Here is a 20,411-nt window from a genome sequence, read left to right on the forward strand (position 1 = left end):
CCTCACAGAAGTTTTGCGATGCGATCCAGTGCCTCGCGGATGTTTTCAGCGGAATTGGCATAGGAGAACCGCACATAGCCCTCGCCCCAGGCTCCGAAACTGGTTCCGGCGACGGTTGCGACACCGGCCTTGTCCAGGAACAGATCCTGCGCCTGCGTGGCTGTCAAACCCGTACCTTCAATATTGGGGAAGGCATAAAACGCCCCGGCGGCATCGCTGCAGCGTATTCCGGGCAATGCGTTCAACCCATCGACAATGATCTGACGGCGCTTGTCGAACTGCGCCACCATGTCATGAACTGCGTCCTGCGGGCCGCTCAGCGCCGCGATCCCGGCATATTGGGTTGCCGCATTCACGCAGGAATGATCGTTGATGCAAAGCCGCGTGACATGGTCCACACAGGCATCCGGCCAAACCGCATAACCCAGCCGCCAGCCGGTCATAGCATAGGTCTTGGACCAGCCATCCAACATGATCAAACGGTCGCGAATCTCGGGATATTGCAGGAGGCTGACATGTTCGCGCCCGCCATACAACATGTTGGAATAGATCTCATCCGAGAGCAGCGCCACATGCGGGTGATCCTGCAACCCCTTCACAAGCTTGTCGATTTCAGCGCGCGGTGTCACGCCTCCGGTCGGGTTTGCCGGCGAGTTGATGATGATCAGGCTGGTTTTGTCAGTGATCTGACCCAGCACCTCGTCAGCGGAGAAGGCAAAGCCGTTTTCCTCTTTCAACGCGATTGGCACTGGCACCGCCCCGCTATAGCGGATGACACTTTCATAGATGGGGAAACCGGGATTGGGATACATGATCTCGGCCCCAGCTTCGCCGAACATCATCACCGCAAAGAACATCGTGGGTTTGCCGCCGGGCACGACGACCACGCTATCAGGATTGACCTCAACCGCATGGCGGCGATGCAGATCAGCGGCCACCGCTTCGCGTAGGGCTGGCAATCCATTGGCGGGGGTATAGCCGTGATGCCCGTCACGCAGCGCTTTGATCCCGGCCTCGACAATATGGTCGGGGGTCTGAAAATCCGGCTGACCAATGCCGAGATTAATGATGTCCTTGCCCTCAGCCGCCAGTTTCTGCGCCCGCGCCAAAACCATAAATGCGGATTCAGTGCCCAGCCGTGACAACCCGCTGGCAAACTTCAATTGCGCCATGCGCCCCCCAATTCCCAAACTTTGGCTCCCTGCGAATTTGGTATACCAAAGCGGCAATTCTACGCAATTGCGAAAAACCGGTTGCACCGCCGGGATGGACGTTTTTGACTATGAGGGCAGTTTCAGGAGAGTCTTTATGTCCAAAAATCGCGTTCTGATTGCCGGTGGCGGTATTGGTGGACTGGCGCTGGCTTTGTCACTGCATCAGGTTGGTGTCCCCTTCACGGTTTTTGAGAGCGCAAAAAATATGGACCCGCTTGGGGTCGGGATCAATTTGCAACCCGACGCCATCCGCGAATTGCAGGATATGGGCATCAGCGAAGAAGACCTGGCAGAATTCGGTTTACCTGTTCAGGAATGGGCCTTGCTTGGCCTGAACGGGCGCGAAATCCATTCTGAGCCACGCGGGCGCGATGCTGGCTATGAGTGGCCGCAATATTCGGTCCATCGTGGCGAATTCCAGATGCTGCTGTATCACGAATTGGTGCGCCGCGCCGGGCGTCACACTGTAAGATTGGACAGCACAGCGACGGGCTACAAAATCAACGAGGACGGCAGCGTCACCCTTAGCTTGCAAAACCGTGACGGCGTTCCTTCGGAGGAAACCGGGCAACTCTTGATTGGGGCCGATGGCATCCATTCGGCCATTCGTGCCCAAATGCACCCCGATCAGCCGCAAATTCACTGGGGCGGCACGCTGATGTGGCGCGGCACCACCTGGGCCAAACCGCTGCGCAGTGGGGCCTCGTTCATTGGGCTAGGCAATCAACACCAGCGCATGGTGATGTATCCGATTTCCAAACCGAACCCGGAAACCGGGCTGGCCATGATCAACTGGATCGCGGAAACCGTTGCGGATACGGCCTCAGACCGCCAGCGCAACAGTTGGTTCCGTCCCGTCGCTATCGAAAGCTTTGTGCATTACTTTGAGGATTTCCGCTATGACTGGTTCAGCGCACCGGACCTGATCAACGGGGCAAAGGATGCGTTTGAAAACCCCATGATTGATCGCGATCCGATCCCGACCTGGGTGGAGGGGCCTGTGTGTTTGATTGGAGATGCCGCGCATCCGATGTATCCCACCGGCTCAAACGGCGCGAGCCAGGCCATAATGGATGCACGTCACCTGACGCGGAATTTTCTGGATCACGGGCTGACCCCAAAAGCGCTGAGCGTCTTTGACGACACATTTTGCGAAGCGCTCTCGGACCTGGCGCTAAGAAATCGCGGCGCGGGTCCTTTTGGGTTACTGCAATTGGTCGACAGCCGTTGTGGCGGCGACTTTGATGATATCGAAGATGTCTTGCCAAAGGCGGAACGCGAGGCCTTTCTGGCCCGGTACAAAGCAGCGGCAGGATATGAGCGTGACAGCTTGAACAAGGCTGGGCATTTGATCGGAGCCGATGAAAAAGTCGCGCTGAACTGAGCCAAGCCTCCTAGGGTCAGGACCCACTAATTTGACGTCACTGGCGCAGGGAGGGCAATAAAGCAGGGGCTTTGGACGCGCAGGAACTGGCGGGGTCAATTTCAAGCGGTCAAAGCCGCTGCTTTGCAGCGCTCCCGACGTCTGTCTCCCCAAAGGGGAGCCAACTAAAATGGCGCACCTCTGGTGCGACAGATTTGGTTGGTCTTGCCCCTGAGCTGCGTTACATCACCTTGAAATACAACCAGTATTTCTGCAGTAATGTGCCTTGTCAGGAACAAGACCAACCAAACCAGTGGCGTTAAATTAATGGGTCCTGACCCTAAACAGGAGACAAAATGGCTTTTGAATTTGAACCGGCCTCGCGCCCGGCCTTACCGATCCTGGGACGCGAGACTGTCTTCCCGGTGCGACGCATCTTTTGCGTAGGCCGCAACTATGCCGCCCATGCGCGGGAAATGGGCAAGGATCCGGATCGCGAACCGCCGTTCTTTTTCACCAAACCCGCTGACGCCATCATTACGCCCGGCCCTGTCCCCTACCCGCCTTTGACGCAGGACTTGCATTACGAGGCCGAGCTTGTGGTGTGTCTGGGTCAGGGCGGACGTAATATTGCACAAGCTGCAGCGTTGGATCACGTGTTTGGCTATGCCGTGGGCAATGACCTGACCCGCCGCGACCTGCAGGCCGAAGCCAAGAAAATGGGCCGCCCCTGGGACATGGCCAAGGGGTTCGATAGCTCGGCTGTTATTGGCCCAATTGGCAGCGTGGACAAGGGCGGCCACCTTGAGCAAGGCGCGATCACCTTGTCGGTGAATGGCACGGAAAAACAACGCGGTGATTTAAGCCAGATGATCTGGTCGATCCCCGAGGTGATTTCGATCCTATCGACCTATGTTGAGCTTGCGGCTGGCGATTTGATCATGACTGGCACACCCGCGGGTGTCGGGGCCTTGGTGCCGGGGGACCAGTGCACGATTAGCATTGAGGGCCTGCCCGATCTTGAGATGCGCATGACTGGCTAAGGGAGTTGGGGGCGCTGCCCCGTCCCGAGCAGGCTCGGGACTCCCAGGGATATTTTTGGCCCAGAGAAACCTGAAAACAGAGTGCTAAAAAATATATAAAGCCCCGCCCATAGACGTGATGGACGGGGCCTTTTGTGTGATGGGGATGCGCTTATTTCAGAGCGGCATCGGTGATCGCGTGGGTCCAGGCACCGGTTGGTGCTGCGGTGATCACGGGATCAGAGCCGCCTTTCAGCAGAGTCTGAACAGTGCGCTCATAATCAGCAACATCCAGGGCCCCGTTGGAGCCAGCGGTCAGCTTGGCGATTTCACCCATCATGCGGACCTGGTGCTTTTCGGTCTGGGCACCGGTGGCATCATTGTCGAGCACGATCTCGGCCGCTTCGGCAGGGTTTTCCTCGGCCCATTTCCAGCCTTTCATCGAGGCGCGGACAAAGCGGACCATCTTATCCTCAAAGGCCGGATCTGCGAGGTTTTCCTCGAGCACATACATGCCATCCTCAAGCGTGGCGACGCCCATATCCTCGTATTTGAAGGTGATCAGATCGTCGGCGTCGAGACCGGCATCAATCACCTGCCAATATTCGTTATAGGTCATGGTCGAGATACAGGCAGCCTGTTCTTGCAGCAGCGGATCAACGTTGAACCCCTGCTTGAGCACGGTCACGCCGGCATCGCCACCCTCGGTGGAGAGACCAAGCTGGCTCATCCAGCTCAGGAACGGGTATTCATTGCCAAAGAACCAAACGCCCAGCGTCTTGCCGGCGAAATCCTCAGGGCCGGTGATGCCGGTATCCTTGCGGCAGGTCAGCATCATGCCTGAGGATTTGAACGGCTGGGCGATATTGACCAGGTTCAACCCCTTTTCGCGTGAGGCCAGAGCGGATGGCATCCAGTCCAGCACCACATCAGCACCACCACCGGCGATGACCTGCGCCGGAGCCACGTCCGGGCCGCCGGGCTTGATGGTGACGTTCAGGTCTTCTTCTTCGTAGAAGCCTTTGTCGAGGGCAACATAATAGCCCGCAAACTGCGCCTGGGTGACCCATTTCAGCTGCAGCGTCACGTCATCCGCCGCCTGTGCCAGACCGCCGGTCAGGGCAAAGGCACCGGCCAGGGCTGTTGTTGTGATCTTGTTCATTTTTGATCTCCTTGTTGGTGTTTTGTTGGTTCTTGTTCTTATTGGGCAGGTTCAGGGGATTGGTCCTGAGTGCCAGTGACAAAGCTGAACCCTTTGGGGTAGCTGTGAAATCCGTCAAAATCCCCTTTGCCAATTTCGCAGCCCTGCGCCCGCAGGATCGCGTAGGCCATATTGAAATGAAAGAAGAAATTCGGTGCCGCGTAAAGGGCGATGAAGTCGTAGGGGCTTTGGGTCAGCTCGGCATGTCCGGCTGTGTGGGTGATATCACTGCCACTGGTTGGGAGCTGGGAAAGTGTATCCAGCTGACCGCGCAGCTGAGCGCTGCGTGTGATCAGATCAGCAGCGGTTTGCGCCTCCGGCAGATCCGGCACCGCCTGCCCCGCCAGCGGGCAAAGCGCGCGCAGCACATAACCCTGAGCAATCACCAGATTTTCCAGCGCGCTAAAACTGCCCGGGGTCAGCCGCGCCGCTAAATGATCTGGCGCGGCCTTGCCCGCCAGATCGTCAATCCGATCCAGATAGTGCCGAAAGACCGGCAGGTAATGCTGGATCAGATCGCTCATCGGCTCTTCCGTTGTGAGGGATGCCAGAAAGTCATGCGCTTTTCCATCAGCGCCACCAACCCGTAAAACCCGGACCCAAGGATCGCCGCCACGGTGATCTCGGCCCAGACCATATCCAGCGAAAGCCGCCCCACCTCGGTCGAAATGCGGAACCCCATGCCCTTGATCGGAGAGCCAAAAAACTCGGCCACGATCGCGCCGATCAGTGCCAGGGTTGTCGAGATCTTGAGCCCGTTAAAGATGAACGGCATCGCCGCAGGTAGGCGCAGTTTCAACAGGGTCGGCGCGTATCCAGCCGCATAGGTGCGCATCAGGTCGCGCTGCATATGGTCGGTGGCTTGCAACCCCTGCACAGTGTTGACCAGCATGGGAAAGAAAACCATCGCGACAACCACCGCCGCCTTGGAATGCCAATCAAAGCCGAACCACATCACCATGATCGGGGCGAGGCCAACAATCGGCAGGGCCGCGATGAAATTGCCCACCGGCAGCAGTCCGCGCTGCAAGAATGGTGAACGGTCAATGGCAATCGCGATCAGCACCGCCGCGCCACAACCCATGACATACCCGGTCAGCGCGCCCTTAAAGAAGGTCTGCACAAGGTCTTGCCACAAAATATCTGTTTCACTGGCCAGGGCCAGGCCAATGCTTGAGGGCGGTGGCAGCAGGACTGGGCTGATATTAAAGCCACGCACCATGCCCTCCCAGAGGATCAACACGGTGAAGCCAAAAATGACCGGTACAAGGAATGCGGAACCGGGTGCGCGCTGGCGCACCAGAAACAGGTTCAGCGCAATGGCGGCGATCCAGATCGCAAGGCTGATGAGTATCCACATCATTGCGCCATCCCCATCCGTTTCAAGGTGACTTTCTCAATTGCGCCCAGCACAAAGACCATCAGTGCCGCCAAGGTTGCAGCCGCCAAAAGCGCCGACCAGATCTGGATCGTCTGACCGTAATAGCTCCCCGCCAACAGACGCGCACCGAGCCCGCCGTTTTGGCTCAGCGACAGTTCGGCCACGACAGCGCCAATCAAACTGGCCGCCGCACCAACCTTGAGTGAGGCAAAGAGATACGGGGCCGAGGCCGGTAGGCGCAGTTTCCAGAAGGTCTGGGATGATGAGGCGCTATAGGTCTTCATCTGGTCAAGCAGCATCGTGTCAGGGCTGCGCAAGCCTTTGACCATGCCAACAACCACCGGGAAGAAAGACAGATACATGGAAATCACGCCCTTGGCGACGATGTCATCCACCTGCAAAGCGGCCAGAACCACCACAATCATCGGTGCAATCGCCAGGATCGGCACGGTCTGGCTGGCAATGATCCAGGGCATGACCGACATGTCCATCACCCGGAAATGCACAATGCTTACCGCCAGAAGGATGCCCAAGCCAATGCCAAAGGCAAAGCCCAAAGCCGTGGCCTGCAACGTGATCCAACCGTGATAGATCAGCGAGCGTTTCGAGGTGATCTTTTTCTCAACGGTGGTTTTCCAGATCTCGGCCCCCACCTGATGGGGTGCGGGCAGGCGCGGTTTTTCCTGCGCCATGGTATCGGCAACCATCTCAGAGAAAGACAGCTCAACCTCGGCGCGTTCCGCCTTGGAATAGGCCCAAGGGGCGTTCAGAACGACGGCAAACACATACCAAAGCGCAAAAATCGCCGCGACGACGGTGAGGATGGGAAAGATAGACTTCATGCCACTCCCCCAGTTTCTTCTTGGTAAAAATACTCAAATCCCCGCGCACGGCAGGCGCATAGCTCAATCATCATAGGCATGCCCCTCTCGCAACCCTTCGCGCACGCGATGGGCAATTTCGAGGAATTCCGGCGTGTCGCGAATATCCAGAGGGCGTTCACGCGGCAGCGTGCTTTCGATCACATCGGTGATGCGACCCGGACGTGGGCTCATCACGACAATTTTGGTGCTCAGATACACCGCCTCGGGGATCGAATGGGTGACAAAGCCGATGGTCTTATTGGTGCGCGCCCAAAGCTCAAGAAGTTGCTCGTTAAGATGGTCGCGCACGATCTCATCCAGCGCCCCAAAGGGTTCGTCCATGAGCAGAATATCCGCATCAAAGGCGAGCGCGCGGGCAATCGAGGCCCGCTGCTGCATCCCCCCCGAAAGCTGCCAAGGAAATTTCTTTTCAAACCCGTCGAGATGCACCAGCTCAAGCACCTTGGCGACGCGCTCTGCCATCTCGGATTTCGGATAGCCCATGATCTCAAGCGGAAGGCGAATATTGCCACCAATCGTGCGCCACGGATACAACCCCGCCGCCTGAAACACATAGCCATAGGCCCGCGCCTTGCGCGCCTCTTCTGGGCTGACACCGTTGACGGTCAGTTTCCCACCTGTGGGCTGTTCCAGATCCGCAATGGCGCGCAAAAAAGTGGTCTTGCCGCAGCCCGAGGGGCCGATAAAGCTGACAAAATCCCCCTTATTGATGTCCAAATCCACCCCCTTGAGCGCATGGATCGGGCCATCATTGGTTTGGTATGTCAGGTCCAGGTTCTTGGCCTGTATGACGGTTTCACTCACCTGTCTTATCCCCCTGGGCTTGCGCCCCTTTTGCTTTCATTCTGACTGCCTTGCGTGACGCAAGCGTCTGAATCAGATTGTTTTTCATATCCTGTTTGAGCGCCGCCAAAGCCTCCTGGGACATCGGTCGCTCAATCTTGTGATAAATAGCCCCGCACAGGGCCCCGATTGCCGGAACCAAAACCAGACCCAAAGCACTTCCATCTTGGTCAAATGGAAGAAACAAAATGACAAAAACCAGTTCGAAAGTCACCGCCCACAACCCCATGTAAGCGGCAAGACGCGTTTCGTTACGCTGCCAAAGCACGGTACGACCTATGAGGTAGGCCGGCAGGTTCAGTACAACAGTCAAACTCACCAAAACGAGAAACGTACCGAAAGCTGTTGGCGGCTCCATCTTGCTGAAGCTGAAACCGTACGCTTTCAGATTTCCGAGAATGACCAGCAATCCCAGCGACGCCCCTGTCAGGGACGCCAGCAGATAGGCAGGTATCATTCGTCGGAACAGAGACACGGATCAGATCCCCGCCGGGATATTCTGCGGATCGCGTTCAATCTTGCGCGGGGTGTTCAGGGCTTTCCATTGGCTCAGCGCCTTTTGGGCCGAGCTGAAGGCCGGGCGTGGCACGAAACGGCCCCGGCCCGGTTGCGGTTGCGAGTTTTGGCCCCAGGCCCAGATCACGTCACCGCGGCTCAGCGTGTAGCGCGCCTGCGCTTTGACGTTGAACCCTTCGAAGACGTTGTAATCCAACACTGAATGGTGGTTGGCCGGGCTGATCGTCTTGGTGATCTTGGGATCCCAAACCACGATATCCGCATCCGCGCCTTCAACAATTGCGCCCTTCTTGGGATAGATGTTGAGGATCTTGGCCACATTGGTCGAGGTCGCCGCGACAAATTCATTTGGTGTCAGACGTCCAGTCTCGACCCCTTCGGTCCAAAGCACTGCGAGACGTTCCTCAAGCCCGTTGGACCCGTTGGGAATGATGCGGAAATCATCGCGGCCCGCGCGTTTTTGATCAGTGGTAAAGGCGGCGTGGTCTGTTGCAACCACTTGCAAACTGCCTGCCTGCAAACCGGCCCACAGGCTGTCCTGATGATCTTTGGAGCGGAACGGAGGCGACATCACACGGCGTGCAGCGTGATCCCAGTCTTTGTTGAAATATTCGGTTTCATCCAAAGTCAGGAACTGGATCAGCGGTTCGCCATAGACGCGCATCCCCTTTTGACGCGCCCGGCGGATCGCCTCATGCGCCTGTTCACAAGACACATGCACGATATAAAGCGGCACACCCGCCGCGTCGGCAATAGTAATGGCGCGGTTGGCGGCCTCGCCTTCCAATTCCGGCGGGCGGGAATAGGCGTGGCCCTCGGGGCCGGTGATGCCTTCGCTAAAGTACTTTTCTTGCAGCTCAGCGACCAGATCGCCGTTTTCCGCGTGGACCATCGGCAGCGCGCCAAGCTCAGCACAGCGTTTGAAGCTGGCGAACATCTCGTCATCTTCAATCATCAACGCGCCCTTATAGGCCATGAAATGCTTGAAGCTGTTCACGCCCATATCGACGGCGTCTTTCATCTCATTGAAAACATTCTCATCCCAGCCGGTGACCGCCATGTGATAGCCGATATCGGAACAGATCTGCGGGGCGGATTTGCGGTGCCATTCATTGATCGCGTTCTTGATCGAGCCATCCGCACCGGGCAGGCAGAAATCGACAATCATGGTCGTGCCACCGGTCGCCGCCGCCCAGGTGCCGGATTCAAAGGTCTCGGCTGCGGTGGTGCCCATAAAGGGCATCTCAAGATGGGTATGCGGGTCAATCCCGCCTGGGATCACATAGGCCCCTTCCGCATCGATATATTCATCGCCAACAAGGTCTTCGCCGATCTGCTTGATGATCTCGCCTTCGATCAGCACATCCGCCTTCCAGGTCCGATCCGCCGTGCAGACCGTGCCGCCTTTGATCACTTTGGTGGTCATGTCATTTTCTCCCTGAACCGACGTTGGCCAAATACGCCAACACCCTGTTTCTTCTTGGTACAAATATTCTGGGGGTCCGGGGGCTAGCCCCCGGTCCTTCGCTCACTCAACCACGACCGCTGATTTAAGCACAGCATGCATCAGCACATTCGCGCCCGCAGCCGCCCAATCTTTGCTGATCTCCTCGGCCTCATTATGGGACAAGCCATCAACGCAGGGGCACATGACCATGGCCGTTGGGGCGACGTCATTGATCCAGCAGGCGTCATGCCCCGCGCCCGAGATGATGTCGCGATGGGAATAGCCCATGGCCTCGGCCCCTTCGCGGATCGCGGCCACGCAGGCCTCGTCAAAGGCGGGCGGGTTGAACTGGCCGACGATTTCGGCGCTGAATTCCACGCCAATGTCCTCGCAAAGCTTGGGGGCCTTTTCCATCAGTTCCGCCACCATGGCTTCGAGCTTGTCCAGCAGATGGGTGCGCATATCGATGGTAAAGACCACTTTGCCCGGAATGATGTTGCGCGAATTGGGATAGACGTCGATATGGCCAATCGCACCAACCGCATTGGGCTGGTTCTTCATGGCGATTTCATGCACCAGCTCGGTGATCAGGGCGAGGCCCCGACCAGCATTCTTGCGCATATGCATCGGGGTTGAACCCGTATGGCTTTCTTTGCCGGTCACAGTGCATTCGATCCACCGCAGCCCCTGCCCGTGCGTGACGACACCGATATCGACATTCTCGGCCTCAAGGATCGGGCCCTGTTCAATATGCAGCTCGAAAAAGGCATGCATCTTGCGGTCGCCAACAACCTCATCACCACGCCAGCCAATCCGCTCAAGCTCATCGCCAAAACGTTTGCCCTCGGCGTCAACCCGGTCATAGGCCCAATCCTGAGTGTGCTTGCCCGAAAACACGCCAGAGGACAGCATGGCCGGGGCAAAGCGGGTGCCCTCTTCGTTGGTCCAGTTGGTGACGACGATGGGGTGCTTTGTCTTGATGCCTTGATCATGCATGGTGCGGATCACTTCGAGCCCGCCAAGCACGCCCAACACCCCGTCATATTTCCCGCCGGTCGGCTGGGTGTCCAAATGAGACCCGACATAGACCGGCAGCGCATCCGGATCGGTGCCCTCGTAACGAGCAAACATATTGCCCATCTGATCCAGCCCCATGGAACAACCCACCGCTTCACACCAGCTTTGGAACAGGGCGCGCCCTTCGCCATCTTCGTCGGTCAGCGTCTGGCGATTGTTGCCGCCGGCAATGCCCGGACCGATCTTGGCCATCTCCATCAGGCTGTCCCACAGACGATCTGCATCAATGCGCGTATTGGAGATGTTTGACATGGCGTGTCCCCTTGCTGTGTCTCGGTCTTGTTATCTGGGTGGGCACCTGAAAGCTGCTCCAAAGCTTGCATGGGCCGAACCCTGACCATATGGTCAACTATCAGCGGCACTTGACCATTTGGTCAAGAATTTTCTGAAACAAGGATGTAACGCCCTCATGCCAGCCACAAGCGGCTCAAAAAACAGGCGCCAGGAAAAGGAAAAGCAAATCCTTTTGGCAGCGGAAAAAGTCTTTGCTGAAGCGGGGTTCGGTGGCGCGACCATGCAATTGATCGCCGATGTCTCGGGATTGCCCAAGGCAAATATCCATTATTATTTTCAGACCAAAGAGGACCTGTATCGACAAGTCGTGTCGAATATTTTCGACATTTGGTTGCAGGCAGCCCAGGCTTTTGACGAATCGTCCGGCCCTGCCGAGGGCATCGGCGGCTATATCGACGCCAAGATGGAAATCTCGCGCAAGCACCCGATGGGGTCCAAGGTTTGGGCCTCTGAGGTGATGCATGGTGCCCCGGTCATTCAGGACTATCTCGAAGAGGTTCTGGTCAGTTGGACCGAGGGGCGCATGAAAGTGATCCAGCGCTGGATCGATCAGGGCCAGATGGAGCCGGTTGACCCGCGCCATCTGCTTTACATGATCTGGGCAACCACGCAGCACTACGCAGATTTTCAACACCAGATCGCAACTTTGAATGGCGGAGAACCTCTGAATGACGCAGACTGGCAAAACGCCAAGACAAGTGTGCGCGAGATTATCCTGCGTGGGCTGGGCGTGAAAGACACGGGCAACGAAGGCAGACCATGAACAAACCCCGCCCCACTGGCACCACCCGCATTCAGCGCGAAAAGCGCGAAGCGATCTTTGAAGCGGCATTGGATGTGTTTTCGGAAAATGGCCTGCGCGGGGCGACGCTGGACCAGATTGCAGCGCGGGCGGGCCTGTCGAAACCCAATGTGATTTACTATTTTCAGGGCAAAGAGGCCATCTATACCGAGTTGTTGGAAAGCCTGTTGGACATCTGGATCGCACCACTGATCGAGTTGTCAGACAGTGACGATCCGGTAGAAGAGCTGCTGACTTATGTGCGGCGCAAATTGGACATGAGCCGCGACATGCCGCGCCAAAGCCGGTTATTTGCGACCGAGATGATCCAGAACGCCCCGCATATCAACGATGTGATTTCCGGCTCACTGCGCGATCTGGTGGATGAGAAGGCCCGTTTGATCAAAGGCTGGATGAAGGCGGGGAAGATCGCCAAATCTGATCCGCATCACCTGATCTTTTCGATCTGGGCCGTCACGCAGCATTACGCGGATTTCGATGTGCAGGTGCGTGCGGTTCTCGACGGGAATGACCCGTTCGAAACTGCGCCTGATTTTGTCGAGACCCTGTTTCGGCGGATGTTGACTCCGTGACGGGGCGGAGGGGCTCGCCCCTCTTGAAGCCACAGGCTTCAATTCACCCCAGGATATTTTTGGCCCAGAGAAACCTGGATCAGGCAGCGGCTTCGGCAGGGGCTTCGTGCACCGCGCGGAAGGCAATTGAGAGCCGGTTCCAGGTGTTGATCATGCCGATCAGCGCGGTGAGTTTAACGATCTCGGCCTCGTCAAAATGCTCTTTGGTCGCGGCGAAAAGCGCATCGGTTGGGCGGTTATCCCCCAGCCGGGTCAGGCTTTCGGTCCAGGCCAGGGCAGCGCGTTCGCGGGCGGTAAACAGGAAACTGTCATCCCAGGCTGATGTCAGGTAAAGCCGCTGTTCGCTATCGCCATCTTTGCGGGCTTCACGGGTGTGCATGTCGATACAAAAGGCGCAGCCATTCAGCTGAGAGGCGCGCAGTTTCACCAGATGCATCAGGCTCTTTTCCAGTCCGCTTTCTTCGATTGCGGTATTAAGGGCCAGATGCGCTTGCATGAGCGAGGGCGCGGCCCCCCAGTAATTCATCCGAGGTTCCATGGTGATCTCCTGTTTTATTTGAGGGTTACGGTCTGATATGCTGTTGGACAAACGCACAGCCGCGGGCATGAACGCGCGGGTCTGACGTTTGGTTGTGATTGTGGATCAGGTCGGAAATCAACGTTTCACGCAAAGCCTTGCGATAGGCCTGTTCGGCCTTGAGCATGGCCGCGTTGATCCCGCAGGGTTTGGGAAAAGCGTCGTCTGGCAAGGGGTTGGGCCCTTTGCGGCGAATTTCCTTACAGCGGAATGCAGGTTCGGGCCCTTCGACCGCGAGGACGACATCCAGCAGCGTCAAATCCTCTGGTGCTTTGGCGAGTTTATATCCCCCTGTTGGCCCCGGGACCGAAGCGAGGATCCCGGCCTTGGTCAGGGCTTTGAGATGTTTCAACAGATAGCTTGTGGAAAGGCCATGAAATTCGGCCATGGCGGCGGCGGGCAGCACCCTCCCCTCGTCAAGGGTCGCTAGCGCAGTTACGCAATGGATGGCCGCTTCGACGCCGTCACCTAGTTTCATGATCATCTCCCGATTCGTGGATAGTTTTTATCATGGATTAATCTTAACCACAATAAGGGCGTAAAAAGACCCGGCGCAGTGGCCGGGTCTTTGGCTTTACTCTGCTGCTGTGGCAGAGGGGTTGTTTGGATGGGTTGTCCAGTTGCCGTAATCCTCGGAAACCGGCTGACCTGTGCGCTCATCCATCGCGCCGGGGGCCAGGGTCTCCATCGTGATGCAACCCTCAACCGGGCAGACATTGACACAGAGGTTACAGGCGACGCATTCGTCATCCTTGACGTCAAACACGCGATCTTCAGACATGGAAATCGCCTGATGCGAGGTGTCTTCGCAGGCCGCATAGCAGCGCCCGCATTTGATGCAGGCATCCTGATCGATCCGCGCTTTGGTGACGTGGTTGAGGTTGAGATATTGCCAATCTGTGACATTCGGCACCGCCATGCCAATGAAATCGGCAGTGCTGGTATAGCCCTGCTCGTCCATCCATTGGCTGAGTCCCGAGATCATTTCCTGCACAACCTTGAACCCATAGGTCATCGCCGCGGTGCAGACCTGCACATTGCCTGCGCCAAGCGCCATGAATTCAGCCGCGTCGCGCCAAGTGGTAATGCCGCCAATGCCTGAAATCGGCAGGCCATGGGTTTGTGGATCACGGGCGATCTCGGCCACCATGTTCATGGCAATCGGTTTCACCGCCGGACCGCAATAGCCGCCATGGGTGCCCTTGCCGTCAATCATCGGCTCCGGGGCCATTCTGTCGAGGTTCACCGAGGTGATCGAGTTGATCGTATTGATCAGGCTGACCGCATCAGCGCCCCCCGCCTTGGCGGCGCGGGCGGGATTACGGATATCGGTGATATTCGGGGTCAGCTTCACGATCACCGGCTTGTCGTAGTACTTTTTGCACCACTCGGTCACCATCTGAATATATTCGGGAACCTGCCCCACGGCAGAGCCCATGCCCCGTTCTGCCATCCCATGCGGGCAGCCGAAATTCAGCTCGATCCCATCGCAGCCGGTTTCGGCCACCCGGGGGAGGATGGCTTTCCATGAGGCCTCATCACAAGGCACCATGATCGAGGCGATCAGCGCGTGATCCGGGTAGTCCTTTTTCACGCGCGTCATCTCTTCGAGGTTCACCTCAAGCGGGCGGTCGGTGATCAGCTCGATATTGTTCAGCCCCAGCAGACGGCGATCCGCGCCATGGATTGCGCCATAACGAGGCCCGTTTACATTGACGACCGGCGGGCCTTCGGCCCCCAGCGTTTTCCAGACCACACCGCCCCAACCGGCCTCAAAGGCGCGGCGGACATTGTATTCCTTATCGGTTGGCGGAGCCGAGGCCAGCCAGAACGGGTTGGGGCTTTTGATGCCCAGGAAATCTGTTGTCAGGTCAGCCATCATGCGTCTCCCATCAGGGTTGCGTGGATGTTTTCAGCAGCGTCGCGGCCCTCGGCCACGGCTGTTACGGTGAGGTCATCACCGCCAGAGGCACAGTCGCCTCCGGCCCAAACGCCCGCAACCGATGTCGCTCCGGCCTCGGTCACCTGGATCTTGCCCCCTTCGATGGTCAAGGCCTCAGGCGCACCGGTCAAGCTTTGGCCAATCGCGGTAAAGAGCTGGTCGGCAGGCAAGGAAAATCCGTCATCACGTGTAACCAGCTTGCCGTCTTTGGTTTCGGTATACGCAAAGCGAACCCCGGTCAGGCTGCCATTGCCTTCGATCCCGATGGGAGCAGCATTGTGGATGATCCGCACGCCCTTTTGGGCAGCAAGATCCTGTTCAAATTCTGAGGCGGCCATCGCCTCTTGGCCGCGGCGGTAGACGATGGTGACGTTTTGCGCGCCAAGCAGGCGGGCCTGCGCCCCGGCATCAATGGCGGTCATACCGCCGCCGATGACAACGACGTCGCGCCCGATGGGTTGTGAACCCAGATCCGAAACCTGACGCAAATCAGAGATAAAATCGGTCGCGGGGCTGACGCCCTCTTTGTCTTCGCCCTCAAGGCGCAGGGCATTCACCGCCCCCAGCCCCATGCCCAGGAAAACCGCGTCGAAATCCGATTGCAGGCTGTCGAGCGTGATCTGATCACCCAGCGCCATGCCGTTGCGGATCTCGATCCCGCCAATGCCAAGCAGCCAATCGACTTCGGCCTGAGCAAAATCATTGGTAGATTTATAGGCGGCGATGCCGAATTCGTTCAGGCCGCCGCTTTTGCTCCGCGCCTCAAAGATCACCACATCATGACCATGCATGGCGAGACGATGCGCGCAGGCCAGTCCCGCAGGTCCCGCCCCGACCACGGCGACCTTTTTGCCGGTCGCATCAGCGCGATCAAACGGCTGAGCCGCTTTGGCCATCAAGGTATCGGTTGCAAAACGCTGCAACCGGCCAATTTCAACCGGCTTGCCTTCGGCGACTTCGCGCACGCAGACCTCTTCACACAAGGTCTCGGTCGGGCAAACACGGGCGCACATGCCGCCCAGGATATTCTGTTCGAGAATGGTGCGCGCTGCCGCTTCGGGCGTGCCGGTGGCGATCTGGCGAATAAAGAGCGGAATATCGATGCTGGTTGGGCAGGCTGTCTGGCACGGCGCGTCGTGGCAGAAATAGCAGCGATCTGCAGCCACCAGAGCTTCGTGCTCGTCATAGGCAGGATGCAGATCCGAGAAATTGGCGTCCAACGCAGACGCGTCGAGACGCCCGGCAACGATGCCTTCCTCGAATTGTTTGGAACTCATGGCTAACCCCTGTTGTCGGTTTTGCTTATCCTTAGCCAAGCACGTTTTCAGATTTTATCAAACGATAAATTTTGACCATTTGGTACATTTTTTGCCAAGCGGTTAAAAAACAGTGCTATTTTCTTGAGCGACGCTTAAAAAATCAGCGCTGTTTGCGGGGCTATGCGTGGGAACACCCGGGGCCACGCACCCAACCGCAAACGCCAAACCCAAAAGACTCACTTGCGAACGAACCGGTGCAGCGGTGACAAAACCGGTCGACATTATGATCGGAACCGGGTCTGTTGGGCGCTAACACAGTGATCCACCTGAAAGAGACAGGCATGCCCCATCAAAAGAAAATCGCGCTGGTCGCCCATGATGCCAAAAAGGACCTGATCGTGGACTGGGCCAGCGCAAATCGCGACGCGCTGAGCCACCATCACATCTATGCCACCGGCACGACCGGCGGTCGATTGATGGAGGGCGCTGGTTTGGCGGTTGAACGCCTGCTTAGCGGCCCTTTGGGCGGCGACGCGCAACTGGGGGCGATGATTGCCGAAGAGCGGCTGGATGCCTTGATCTTTTTCATCGACCCCTTGTCGGCCCTGCCCCATGACGTGGATGTCAAATCTCTGCTAAGACTGGCGATCCTTTATGACACGCCCTTGGCGATCAACAAAAGCTCGGCGGATGCCGTGCTATGTGCACTAAAGAACGATACCGATTGAGGCGGTGGGCAGGCCACAAGGCCCGCCCATAAGATCAAAGCACTAGAATGGCGCGGAAATCATTCACATTGGTCAGTGTCGGCCCAGTGACAACCTGATCATCAATCTTGTCAAAGAAGCTGTGGGCATCATTCTCTGCCAATGCTTGGGCTGGATCGACGCCAGCAGCCTGAGCTTTGGCGAGGGTGTCTGGCGTCACAACCGCACCAGCCACCTCAGCCGCACCATCAACCCCATCCGTATCACAAGACAGCGCATAGATCCCCTCGCCCCCCTCAAGCGCGAGGGCCAGCGCGAGGCAATATTCAGCGTTTGGCCCGCCTACACCGTTTCCGCGGCGCGTGACGGTCAACTCACCGCCCGACAACAAAAGCAACGGCCCCTGACCACGCAAAGACAAGGCGAGCTTGGCATGTTCCGCGGCCACATCCCGCGCCTCCCCCTCTAGCGCGTCACCAAGCTGGCGAACCTCGAAATCCACCATCTCAGCGGCAGCGGCCAGAGATTGAGACGGCGCGGCATAGAGGTGATTGGTGGTTGTCGCAAGCCGCCTGTCGTCTGGAGCCACGACAGAAGAGCCCTTGGCCAAGGCCGCTGTGACACTGGCAGGAACGTCAATCTTCCAATTGTCCAATACCGCACGCGCATCGGCGGGCGTGCTAGCCTCACCAACCGTCGGGCCAGAGCCGATAAAGGCCGGGTCATCGCCCGGAACGTCCGAAATCAGCAGGGCGCACATCTCCGCCGGATGGGCAGCGGCGGCCAATTGCCCACCTTTCACGCGGCTGAGATGTTTGCGCACCGTGTTCATCCGATCAATCGGCGCGCCCGAGGCCAAAAGCGCTGCGTTCACCTCTTGCTTTTCAGCCAGGCTCACCCCCGAAACCGGTGCGGTCAGCAAGGCAGACGCACCGCCCGAAATCAGCGCCAAGACATAGTCGCCTTCGCCCAAACCCGAGAGCAGATCAAGCAATCGCTCAGTGGCTTTCTGTCCCGCGGCGTCCGGCACAGGATGCGCGGCCTCGACAATTTCGATCCCCTGACAGGGACGCGCGTAACCATAGCGTGTGATCACCAGCCCCTCGCACGGCCCCCAAGCGGCCTCGACCGCCTCGGCCATACGCGCACTGGCCTTGCCCGCGCCAACAACAACAACCCGCCCCTCTGGCTTTTCGGGCAAATGCGCCGCCAAGGACTGCATCGGGTCAGCGACCTCTACCGCCTTGTCAAATAAGTCACGCAGAAGCTGGATCGGGTCGTCTATCGTCATTTGGGCAAGTCTCCTCTGCAGGCGCGTTGTTACGAGCCCCTCCCCCTTAGCGCAGAGCGCGCTTTAGCGCTAGCAGTCTCCACGGTGCAGATGGTCCTTTTGTGAGGGGCAGGAAACCCGGTGCCGGCGGCAAAAGCCTCCGCTAAATTTCGCCAATTGTCGCGCCTTATCAATTACCGAATTACCGCATTATCCGCCAATTCACGCTCAGAAATGAATTCATAACCGTTAACCATTATTAACGGTTAAATTTGTATGAATAAGCAGAAACCCTATAATCAACGGACTTTCATTAAATTTGCCAAGCCATGAAAAACCTCTCGAATATCGAAAACCTCCCCGTATCTTCCCAAGTCTTTGAGAGTATCCTTCGCGGCATACAAAACCTTCACCTTCCCCCGGGAACGCGGATGTCGGAAACTGATGTCGGGGCACAACTTGGCGTGTCGCGCCAACCTGTTAGGGATGCTTTTGGACGTTTGTCGCTGGCGGGGTACCTGGATATCAAGCCACAAAGGGCAACGCGCATTGCCAAAATCTCAGATCAGCGTCTGCGCGATGCGGTTTTTCTGCGCGCTTCATTGGAATGCGCCAGCCTCGCCGAAAGAGAGCCGCTTTCCCAAAATCAGATAAAAGAGCTGAGTGAAATTGTCGAAAAGATGCGCCACTCTGTTTCAAATCAGGAAACAGAATATTTTGATTTACTGGACAATGAATTCCATCAAACTTTGACAAATATAAAGAGCCGACCAGCGATTTGGACTATTATTCGCGACGCACATGGGCATGTCGGACGGTTGCAATCTCTGTCGCGTCAGAATCTTAGAGATGCGGATTGGCAGCAGCATCAAGATATCCTCGATGCGGTTATCTCTGGCCGATTGGATCGCACGATACCCTTGCTCAAGACGCACTTGGAACAGGTCCTGGGCACCATTGATCGGGTCAAGGAAGAGAACCCGGCTTATTTTTAGGGTATTCGCCTAACCAAACTAATCCGGACGGCAGATTTCCCCGCGCATTGCCGCCACCATAGTGCGCCAAGAGAGGCCCAAAAGGATCACTGCCAAAATTGCGAGAAAGGTAAATCCCAAAACCTCAATCACGCTTGAACCTGTCAGCACAGAGTATTTTAGCGTCGCCAAAGTCAGCGCCGCCACGGGAAAGCTCAGCGCCCAGAACGACAGGGAAAACGGCAACTGGACCAGGCCGGGCAGTTGCACCAAGGTGATCGTGGCGAAAATGATCGCTGTATAGAAAAGGATGCGGGCAAAGGCATCCAGATGACCATCGTTCAATTGCAACCAGGACAAAAAACCTATGGCGGGTGGCGCGATCAGGATCGCGAGGGTTGGCAATAGACGCCCCGGCAAAGGATCGTGAAACACCAATCGGTTGAAAACCAAAGTCAGCAAAATGAGCCAGAACATCATGCCGGCTGAGAAAAACAGCCAGCTGATTTCAGGAAAGCCAAAGCTGACCCCGGCGACGGGGACCACGACATTGCCAACCGCCGGTATGAACCAAGCGGGCGACATCTGGACCGTTTGAAACGGGCGTTTGCCAATCCATCCAGAGATGACAGACAGTGTCAGGACGGCCTGCATCGCCGTCGCGACCATCCATAAAACCCGTGCCTGGGCAAAGGCGACATCCCGCAAAGCGACCGAAATCAACAGAAGCCCGATTGAGATCGCCGGGAAGAAGGCCATTTTCACCGGATGGTTCCACTCTGCCCGGACAGCCGACCGGTGGCGCAAGAATTTGAGGGCATAAAGCACGCCCACCGCCAGGAAAACCATGACGGCGAGAACCAGCACAGCGCCTGACAAATAGCCCGGCAAAGCCAACATTTGCTCTGATTGATGCAGGGCCAGCGAAAACCCGGTTAGCCCCATAACGGTGGCAAAGATCGTCACTGGAAAATGCTCCAGACGGCTATGCGCCTGATTAAGGGAAGTGTCGGGCATCTGGTATCTCGCGCGTTGCAATTACATGCGTTTCTTCGAATGTTTCTCT

The 20,411-nt window shown here is 57.4% G+C and carries 21 protein-coding genes; 6 read left to right on the forward strand and 15 right to left on the reverse strand.

The window, feature by feature from the left end; genetic code table 11:
• Window positions 1-2 precede the first annotated feature (2 nt).
• A complete protein-coding gene (locus tag CLV87_RS15685) occupies window positions 3-1,172 on the reverse strand; it encodes a pyridoxal phosphate-dependent aminotransferase (protein ID WP_099246865.1) in 1,170 nt (389 codons plus the stop codon).
• A 136-nt stretch (window positions 1,173-1,308) separates the two neighbouring features.
• On the opposite strand from CLV87_RS15685, the gene CLV87_RS15690 reads away from it, so the two are divergent.
• Both CLV87_RS15690 and CLV87_RS15700 read left to right on the forward strand, forming a co-directional pair.
• Window positions 1,309-2,598, forward strand: coding sequence for a flavin-dependent oxidoreductase (locus CLV87_RS15690; RefSeq protein WP_099246866.1), 1,290 nt, complete (start codon window positions 1,309-1,311; stop codon window positions 2,596-2,598).
• A 335-nt stretch (window positions 2,599-2,933) separates the two neighbouring features.
• Window positions 2,934-3,620, forward strand: coding sequence for a fumarylacetoacetate hydrolase family protein (locus tag CLV87_RS15700; RefSeq protein WP_099246868.1), 687 nt, complete (start codon window positions 2,934-2,936; stop codon window positions 3,618-3,620).
• A gap of 151 nt (window positions 3,621-3,771) precedes the next feature.
• On the opposite strand, the gene CLV87_RS15705 is transcribed toward CLV87_RS15700, so the two are convergent.
• The 8 genes from CLV87_RS15705 to CLV87_RS15740 form a co-directional block, all read right to left on the reverse strand.
• Window positions 3,772-4,761 carry an ABC transporter substrate-binding protein gene (locus CLV87_RS15705; RefSeq protein ID WP_099246869.1) on the reverse strand — a complete coding sequence of 330 codons (990 nt, stop codon included), beginning with the start codon at window positions 4,759-4,761 and terminating at the stop codon, window positions 3,772-3,774.
• Between the two features lie 38 nt (window positions 4,762-4,799).
• Complete coding sequence (locus CLV87_RS15710) at window positions 4,800-5,324, reverse strand: DUF1993 family protein (RefSeq protein ID WP_099246870.1); 525 nt, start codon at window positions 5,322-5,324, stop codon at window positions 4,800-4,802.
• A complete protein-coding gene (locus CLV87_RS15715; RefSeq protein ID WP_099246871.1) occupies window positions 5,321-6,163 on the reverse strand; it encodes an ABC transporter permease in 843 nt (280 codons plus the stop codon). The genes CLV87_RS15710 and CLV87_RS15715 overlap by 4 nt, the downstream gene beginning before the upstream one ends.
• Window positions 6,160-7,023 carry an ABC transporter permease gene (locus CLV87_RS15720; protein ID WP_099246872.1) on the reverse strand — a complete coding sequence of 288 codons (864 nt, stop codon included), beginning with the start codon at window positions 7,021-7,023 and terminating at the stop codon, window positions 6,160-6,162. Before CLV87_RS15720 ends, CLV87_RS15715 begins: the two co-directional genes overlap by 4 nt.
• Before the next feature lie 63 nt (window positions 7,024-7,086).
• A complete protein-coding gene (locus tag CLV87_RS15725) occupies window positions 7,087-7,869 on the reverse strand; it encodes an ABC transporter ATP-binding protein (RefSeq protein WP_099246874.1) in 783 nt (260 codons plus the stop codon).
• Window positions 7,862-8,383: a hypothetical protein gene (locus tag CLV87_RS15730; RefSeq protein ID WP_133840803.1), complete on the reverse strand. Its 522-nt coding sequence runs from the start codon at window positions 8,381-8,383 to the stop codon at window positions 7,862-7,864. The genes CLV87_RS15725 and CLV87_RS15730 overlap by 8 nt, the downstream gene beginning before the upstream one ends.
• Window positions 8,384-8,386: 3 nt before the next feature.
• Window positions 8,387-9,850, reverse strand: a complete 1,464-nt coding sequence (hydA, locus tag CLV87_RS15735) for a dihydropyrimidinase (RefSeq protein ID WP_099246878.1) — start codon at window positions 9,848-9,850, stop codon at window positions 8,387-8,389.
• 102 nt (window positions 9,851-9,952) lie between these two features.
• Window positions 9,953-11,200 carry a Zn-dependent hydrolase gene (locus tag CLV87_RS15740; RefSeq protein WP_099246880.1) on the reverse strand — a complete coding sequence of 416 codons (1,248 nt, stop codon included), beginning with the start codon at window positions 11,198-11,200 and terminating at the stop codon, window positions 9,953-9,955.
• Between the two features lie 157 nt (window positions 11,201-11,357).
• Here CLV87_RS15740 and CLV87_RS15745 point away from each other — a divergent pair, with 157 nt between their 5' ends.
• Together CLV87_RS15745 and CLV87_RS15750 are read left to right on the forward strand one after the other, a co-directional pair.
• Window positions 11,358-12,005 carry a TetR/AcrR family transcriptional regulator gene (locus CLV87_RS15745; protein WP_099246882.1) on the forward strand — a complete coding sequence of 216 codons (648 nt, stop codon included), beginning with the start codon at window positions 11,358-11,360 and terminating at the stop codon, window positions 12,003-12,005.
• On the forward strand, window positions 12,002-12,616 hold the full coding sequence (locus CLV87_RS15750; RefSeq protein ID WP_099246884.1) for a TetR family transcriptional regulator C-terminal domain-containing protein: 615 nt from the start codon (window positions 12,002-12,004) through the stop codon (window positions 12,614-12,616). The genes CLV87_RS15745 and CLV87_RS15750 overlap by 4 nt, the downstream gene beginning before the upstream one ends.
• Window positions 12,617-12,695: 79 nt before the next feature.
• Here CLV87_RS15750 and CLV87_RS15755 read toward each other — a convergent pair whose 3' ends face one another.
• From CLV87_RS15755 to CLV87_RS15770, 4 genes are all read right to left on the reverse strand, one after another.
• The gene (locus CLV87_RS15755) at window positions 12,696-13,154 is read right to left on the reverse strand and encodes a carboxymuconolactone decarboxylase family protein (protein ID WP_099246886.1); all 459 of its coding nucleotides are present in this window, start codon (window positions 13,152-13,154) and stop codon (window positions 12,696-12,698) included.
• Between the two features lie 25 nt (window positions 13,155-13,179).
• Entirely contained in the window at window positions 13,180-13,671 is a 492-nt protein-coding gene (locus tag CLV87_RS15760; RefSeq protein ID WP_099247862.1) for an RrF2 family transcriptional regulator, read from the reverse strand.
• A 96-nt stretch (window positions 13,672-13,767) separates the two neighbouring features.
• Window positions 13,768-15,072: an NAD-dependent dihydropyrimidine dehydrogenase subunit PreA gene (gene preA / locus CLV87_RS15765; RefSeq protein WP_099247864.1), complete on the reverse strand. Its 1,305-nt coding sequence runs from the start codon at window positions 15,070-15,072 to the stop codon at window positions 13,768-13,770.
• Window positions 15,072-16,412 carry an NAD(P)-dependent oxidoreductase gene (locus CLV87_RS15770; RefSeq protein ID WP_099246888.1) on the reverse strand — a complete coding sequence of 447 codons (1,341 nt, stop codon included), beginning with the start codon at window positions 16,410-16,412 and terminating at the stop codon, window positions 15,072-15,074. Before CLV87_RS15770 ends, preA begins: the two co-directional genes overlap by 1 nt.
• Window positions 16,413-16,735: 323 nt before the next feature.
• Here CLV87_RS15770 and CLV87_RS15775 point away from each other — a divergent pair, with 323 nt between their 5' ends.
• The gene (locus tag CLV87_RS15775; protein WP_099247866.1) at window positions 16,736-17,122 is read left to right on the forward strand and encodes a methylglyoxal synthase; all 387 of its coding nucleotides are present in this window, start codon (window positions 16,736-16,738) and stop codon (window positions 17,120-17,122) included.
• Between the two features lie 34 nt (window positions 17,123-17,156).
• Here the strand turns inward: CLV87_RS15775 and CLV87_RS15780 are convergent, their stop codons facing one another.
• Window positions 17,157-18,392 (reverse strand): glycerate kinase type-2 family protein, encoded by a 1,236-nt coding sequence (locus CLV87_RS15780; protein ID WP_099246890.1) that lies wholly within the window; start codon window positions 18,390-18,392, stop codon window positions 17,157-17,159.
• 308 nt (window positions 18,393-18,700) lie between these two features.
• On the opposite strand from CLV87_RS15780, the gene CLV87_RS15785 reads away from it, so the two are divergent.
• Window positions 18,701-19,366, forward strand: a complete 666-nt coding sequence (locus CLV87_RS15785; protein ID WP_099246892.1) for a GntR family transcriptional regulator — start codon at window positions 18,701-18,703, stop codon at window positions 19,364-19,366.
• Window positions 19,367-19,384: 18 nt separating this feature from the next.
• Here CLV87_RS15785 and CLV87_RS15790 read toward each other — a convergent pair whose 3' ends face one another.
• The gene (locus tag CLV87_RS15790; protein WP_099246894.1) at window positions 19,385-20,362 is read right to left on the reverse strand and encodes an SLAC1 anion channel family protein; all 978 of its coding nucleotides are present in this window, start codon (window positions 20,360-20,362) and stop codon (window positions 19,385-19,387) included.
• Window positions 20,363-20,411 lie beyond the last annotated feature (49 nt).

This window comes from Pelagimonas phthalicica (assembly GCF_004364805.1).
Lineage (GTDB): Bacteria > Pseudomonadota > Alphaproteobacteria > Rhodobacterales > Rhodobacteraceae > Pelagimonas > Pelagimonas phthalicica.

Excerpts from the sequence above, each read along its gene's own strand:
- CLV87_RS15685 (WP_099246865.1), bottom strand. The coding sequence starts at position 1,172 with ATGGCGCAATTGAAGTTTGCCAGCGGGTTGTCACGGCTGGGCACTGAA.
- CLV87_RS15690 (WP_099246866.1), top strand. The coding sequence starts at position 1,309 with ATGTCCAAAAATCGCGTTCTGATTGCCGGTGGCGGTATTGGTGGACTG.
- CLV87_RS15700 (WP_099246868.1), top strand. The coding sequence starts at position 2,934 with ATGGCTTTTGAATTTGAACCGGCCTCGCGCCCGGCCTTACCGATCCTG.
- CLV87_RS15705 (WP_099246869.1), bottom strand. The coding sequence starts at position 4,761 with ATGAACAAGATCACAACAACAGCCCTGGCCGGTGCCTTTGCCCTGACC.
- CLV87_RS15710 (WP_099246870.1), bottom strand. The coding sequence starts at position 5,324 with ATGAGCGATCTGATCCAGCATTACCTGCCGGTCTTTCGGCACTATCTG.
- CLV87_RS15715 (WP_099246871.1), bottom strand. The coding sequence starts at position 6,163 with ATGATGTGGATACTCATCAGCCTTGCGATCTGGATCGCCGCCATTGCG.
- CLV87_RS15720 (WP_099246872.1), bottom strand. The coding sequence starts at position 7,023 with ATGAAGTCTATCTTTCCCATCCTCACCGTCGTCGCGGCGATTTTTGCG.
- hydA (WP_099246878.1), bottom strand. The coding sequence starts at position 9,850 with ATGACCACCAAAGTGATCAAAGGCGGCACGGTCTGCACGGCGGATCGG.
- CLV87_RS15740 (WP_099246880.1), bottom strand. The coding sequence starts at position 11,200 with ATGTCAAACATCTCCAATACGCGCATTGATGCAGATCGTCTGTGGGAC.
- CLV87_RS15745 (WP_099246882.1), top strand. The coding sequence starts at position 11,358 with ATGCCAGCCACAAGCGGCTCAAAAAACAGGCGCCAGGAAAAGGAAAAG.
- CLV87_RS15750 (WP_099246884.1), top strand. The coding sequence starts at position 12,002 with ATGAACAAACCCCGCCCCACTGGCACCACCCGCATTCAGCGCGAAAAG.
- CLV87_RS15755 (WP_099246886.1), bottom strand. The coding sequence starts at position 13,154 with ATGGAACCTCGGATGAATTACTGGGGGGCCGCGCCCTCGCTCATGCAA.
- CLV87_RS15760 (WP_099247862.1), bottom strand. The coding sequence starts at position 13,671 with ATGAAACTAGGTGACGGCGTCGAAGCGGCCATCCATTGCGTAACTGCG.
- preA (WP_099247864.1), bottom strand. The coding sequence starts at position 15,072 with ATGGCTGACCTGACAACAGATTTCCTGGGCATCAAAAGCCCCAACCCG.
- CLV87_RS15770 (WP_099246888.1), bottom strand. The coding sequence starts at position 16,412 with ATGAGTTCCAAACAATTCGAGGAAGGCATCGTTGCCGGGCGTCTCGAC.
- CLV87_RS15775 (WP_099247866.1), top strand. The coding sequence starts at position 16,736 with ATGCCCCATCAAAAGAAAATCGCGCTGGTCGCCCATGATGCCAAAAAG.
- CLV87_RS15780 (WP_099246890.1), bottom strand. The coding sequence starts at position 18,392 with ATGACGATAGACGACCCGATCCAGCTTCTGCGTGACTTATTTGACAAG.
- CLV87_RS15785 (WP_099246892.1), top strand. The coding sequence starts at position 18,701 with ATGAAAAACCTCTCGAATATCGAAAACCTCCCCGTATCTTCCCAAGTC.
- CLV87_RS15790 (WP_099246894.1), bottom strand. The coding sequence starts at position 20,362 with ATGCCCGACACTTCCCTTAATCAGGCGCATAGCCGTCTGGAGCATTTT.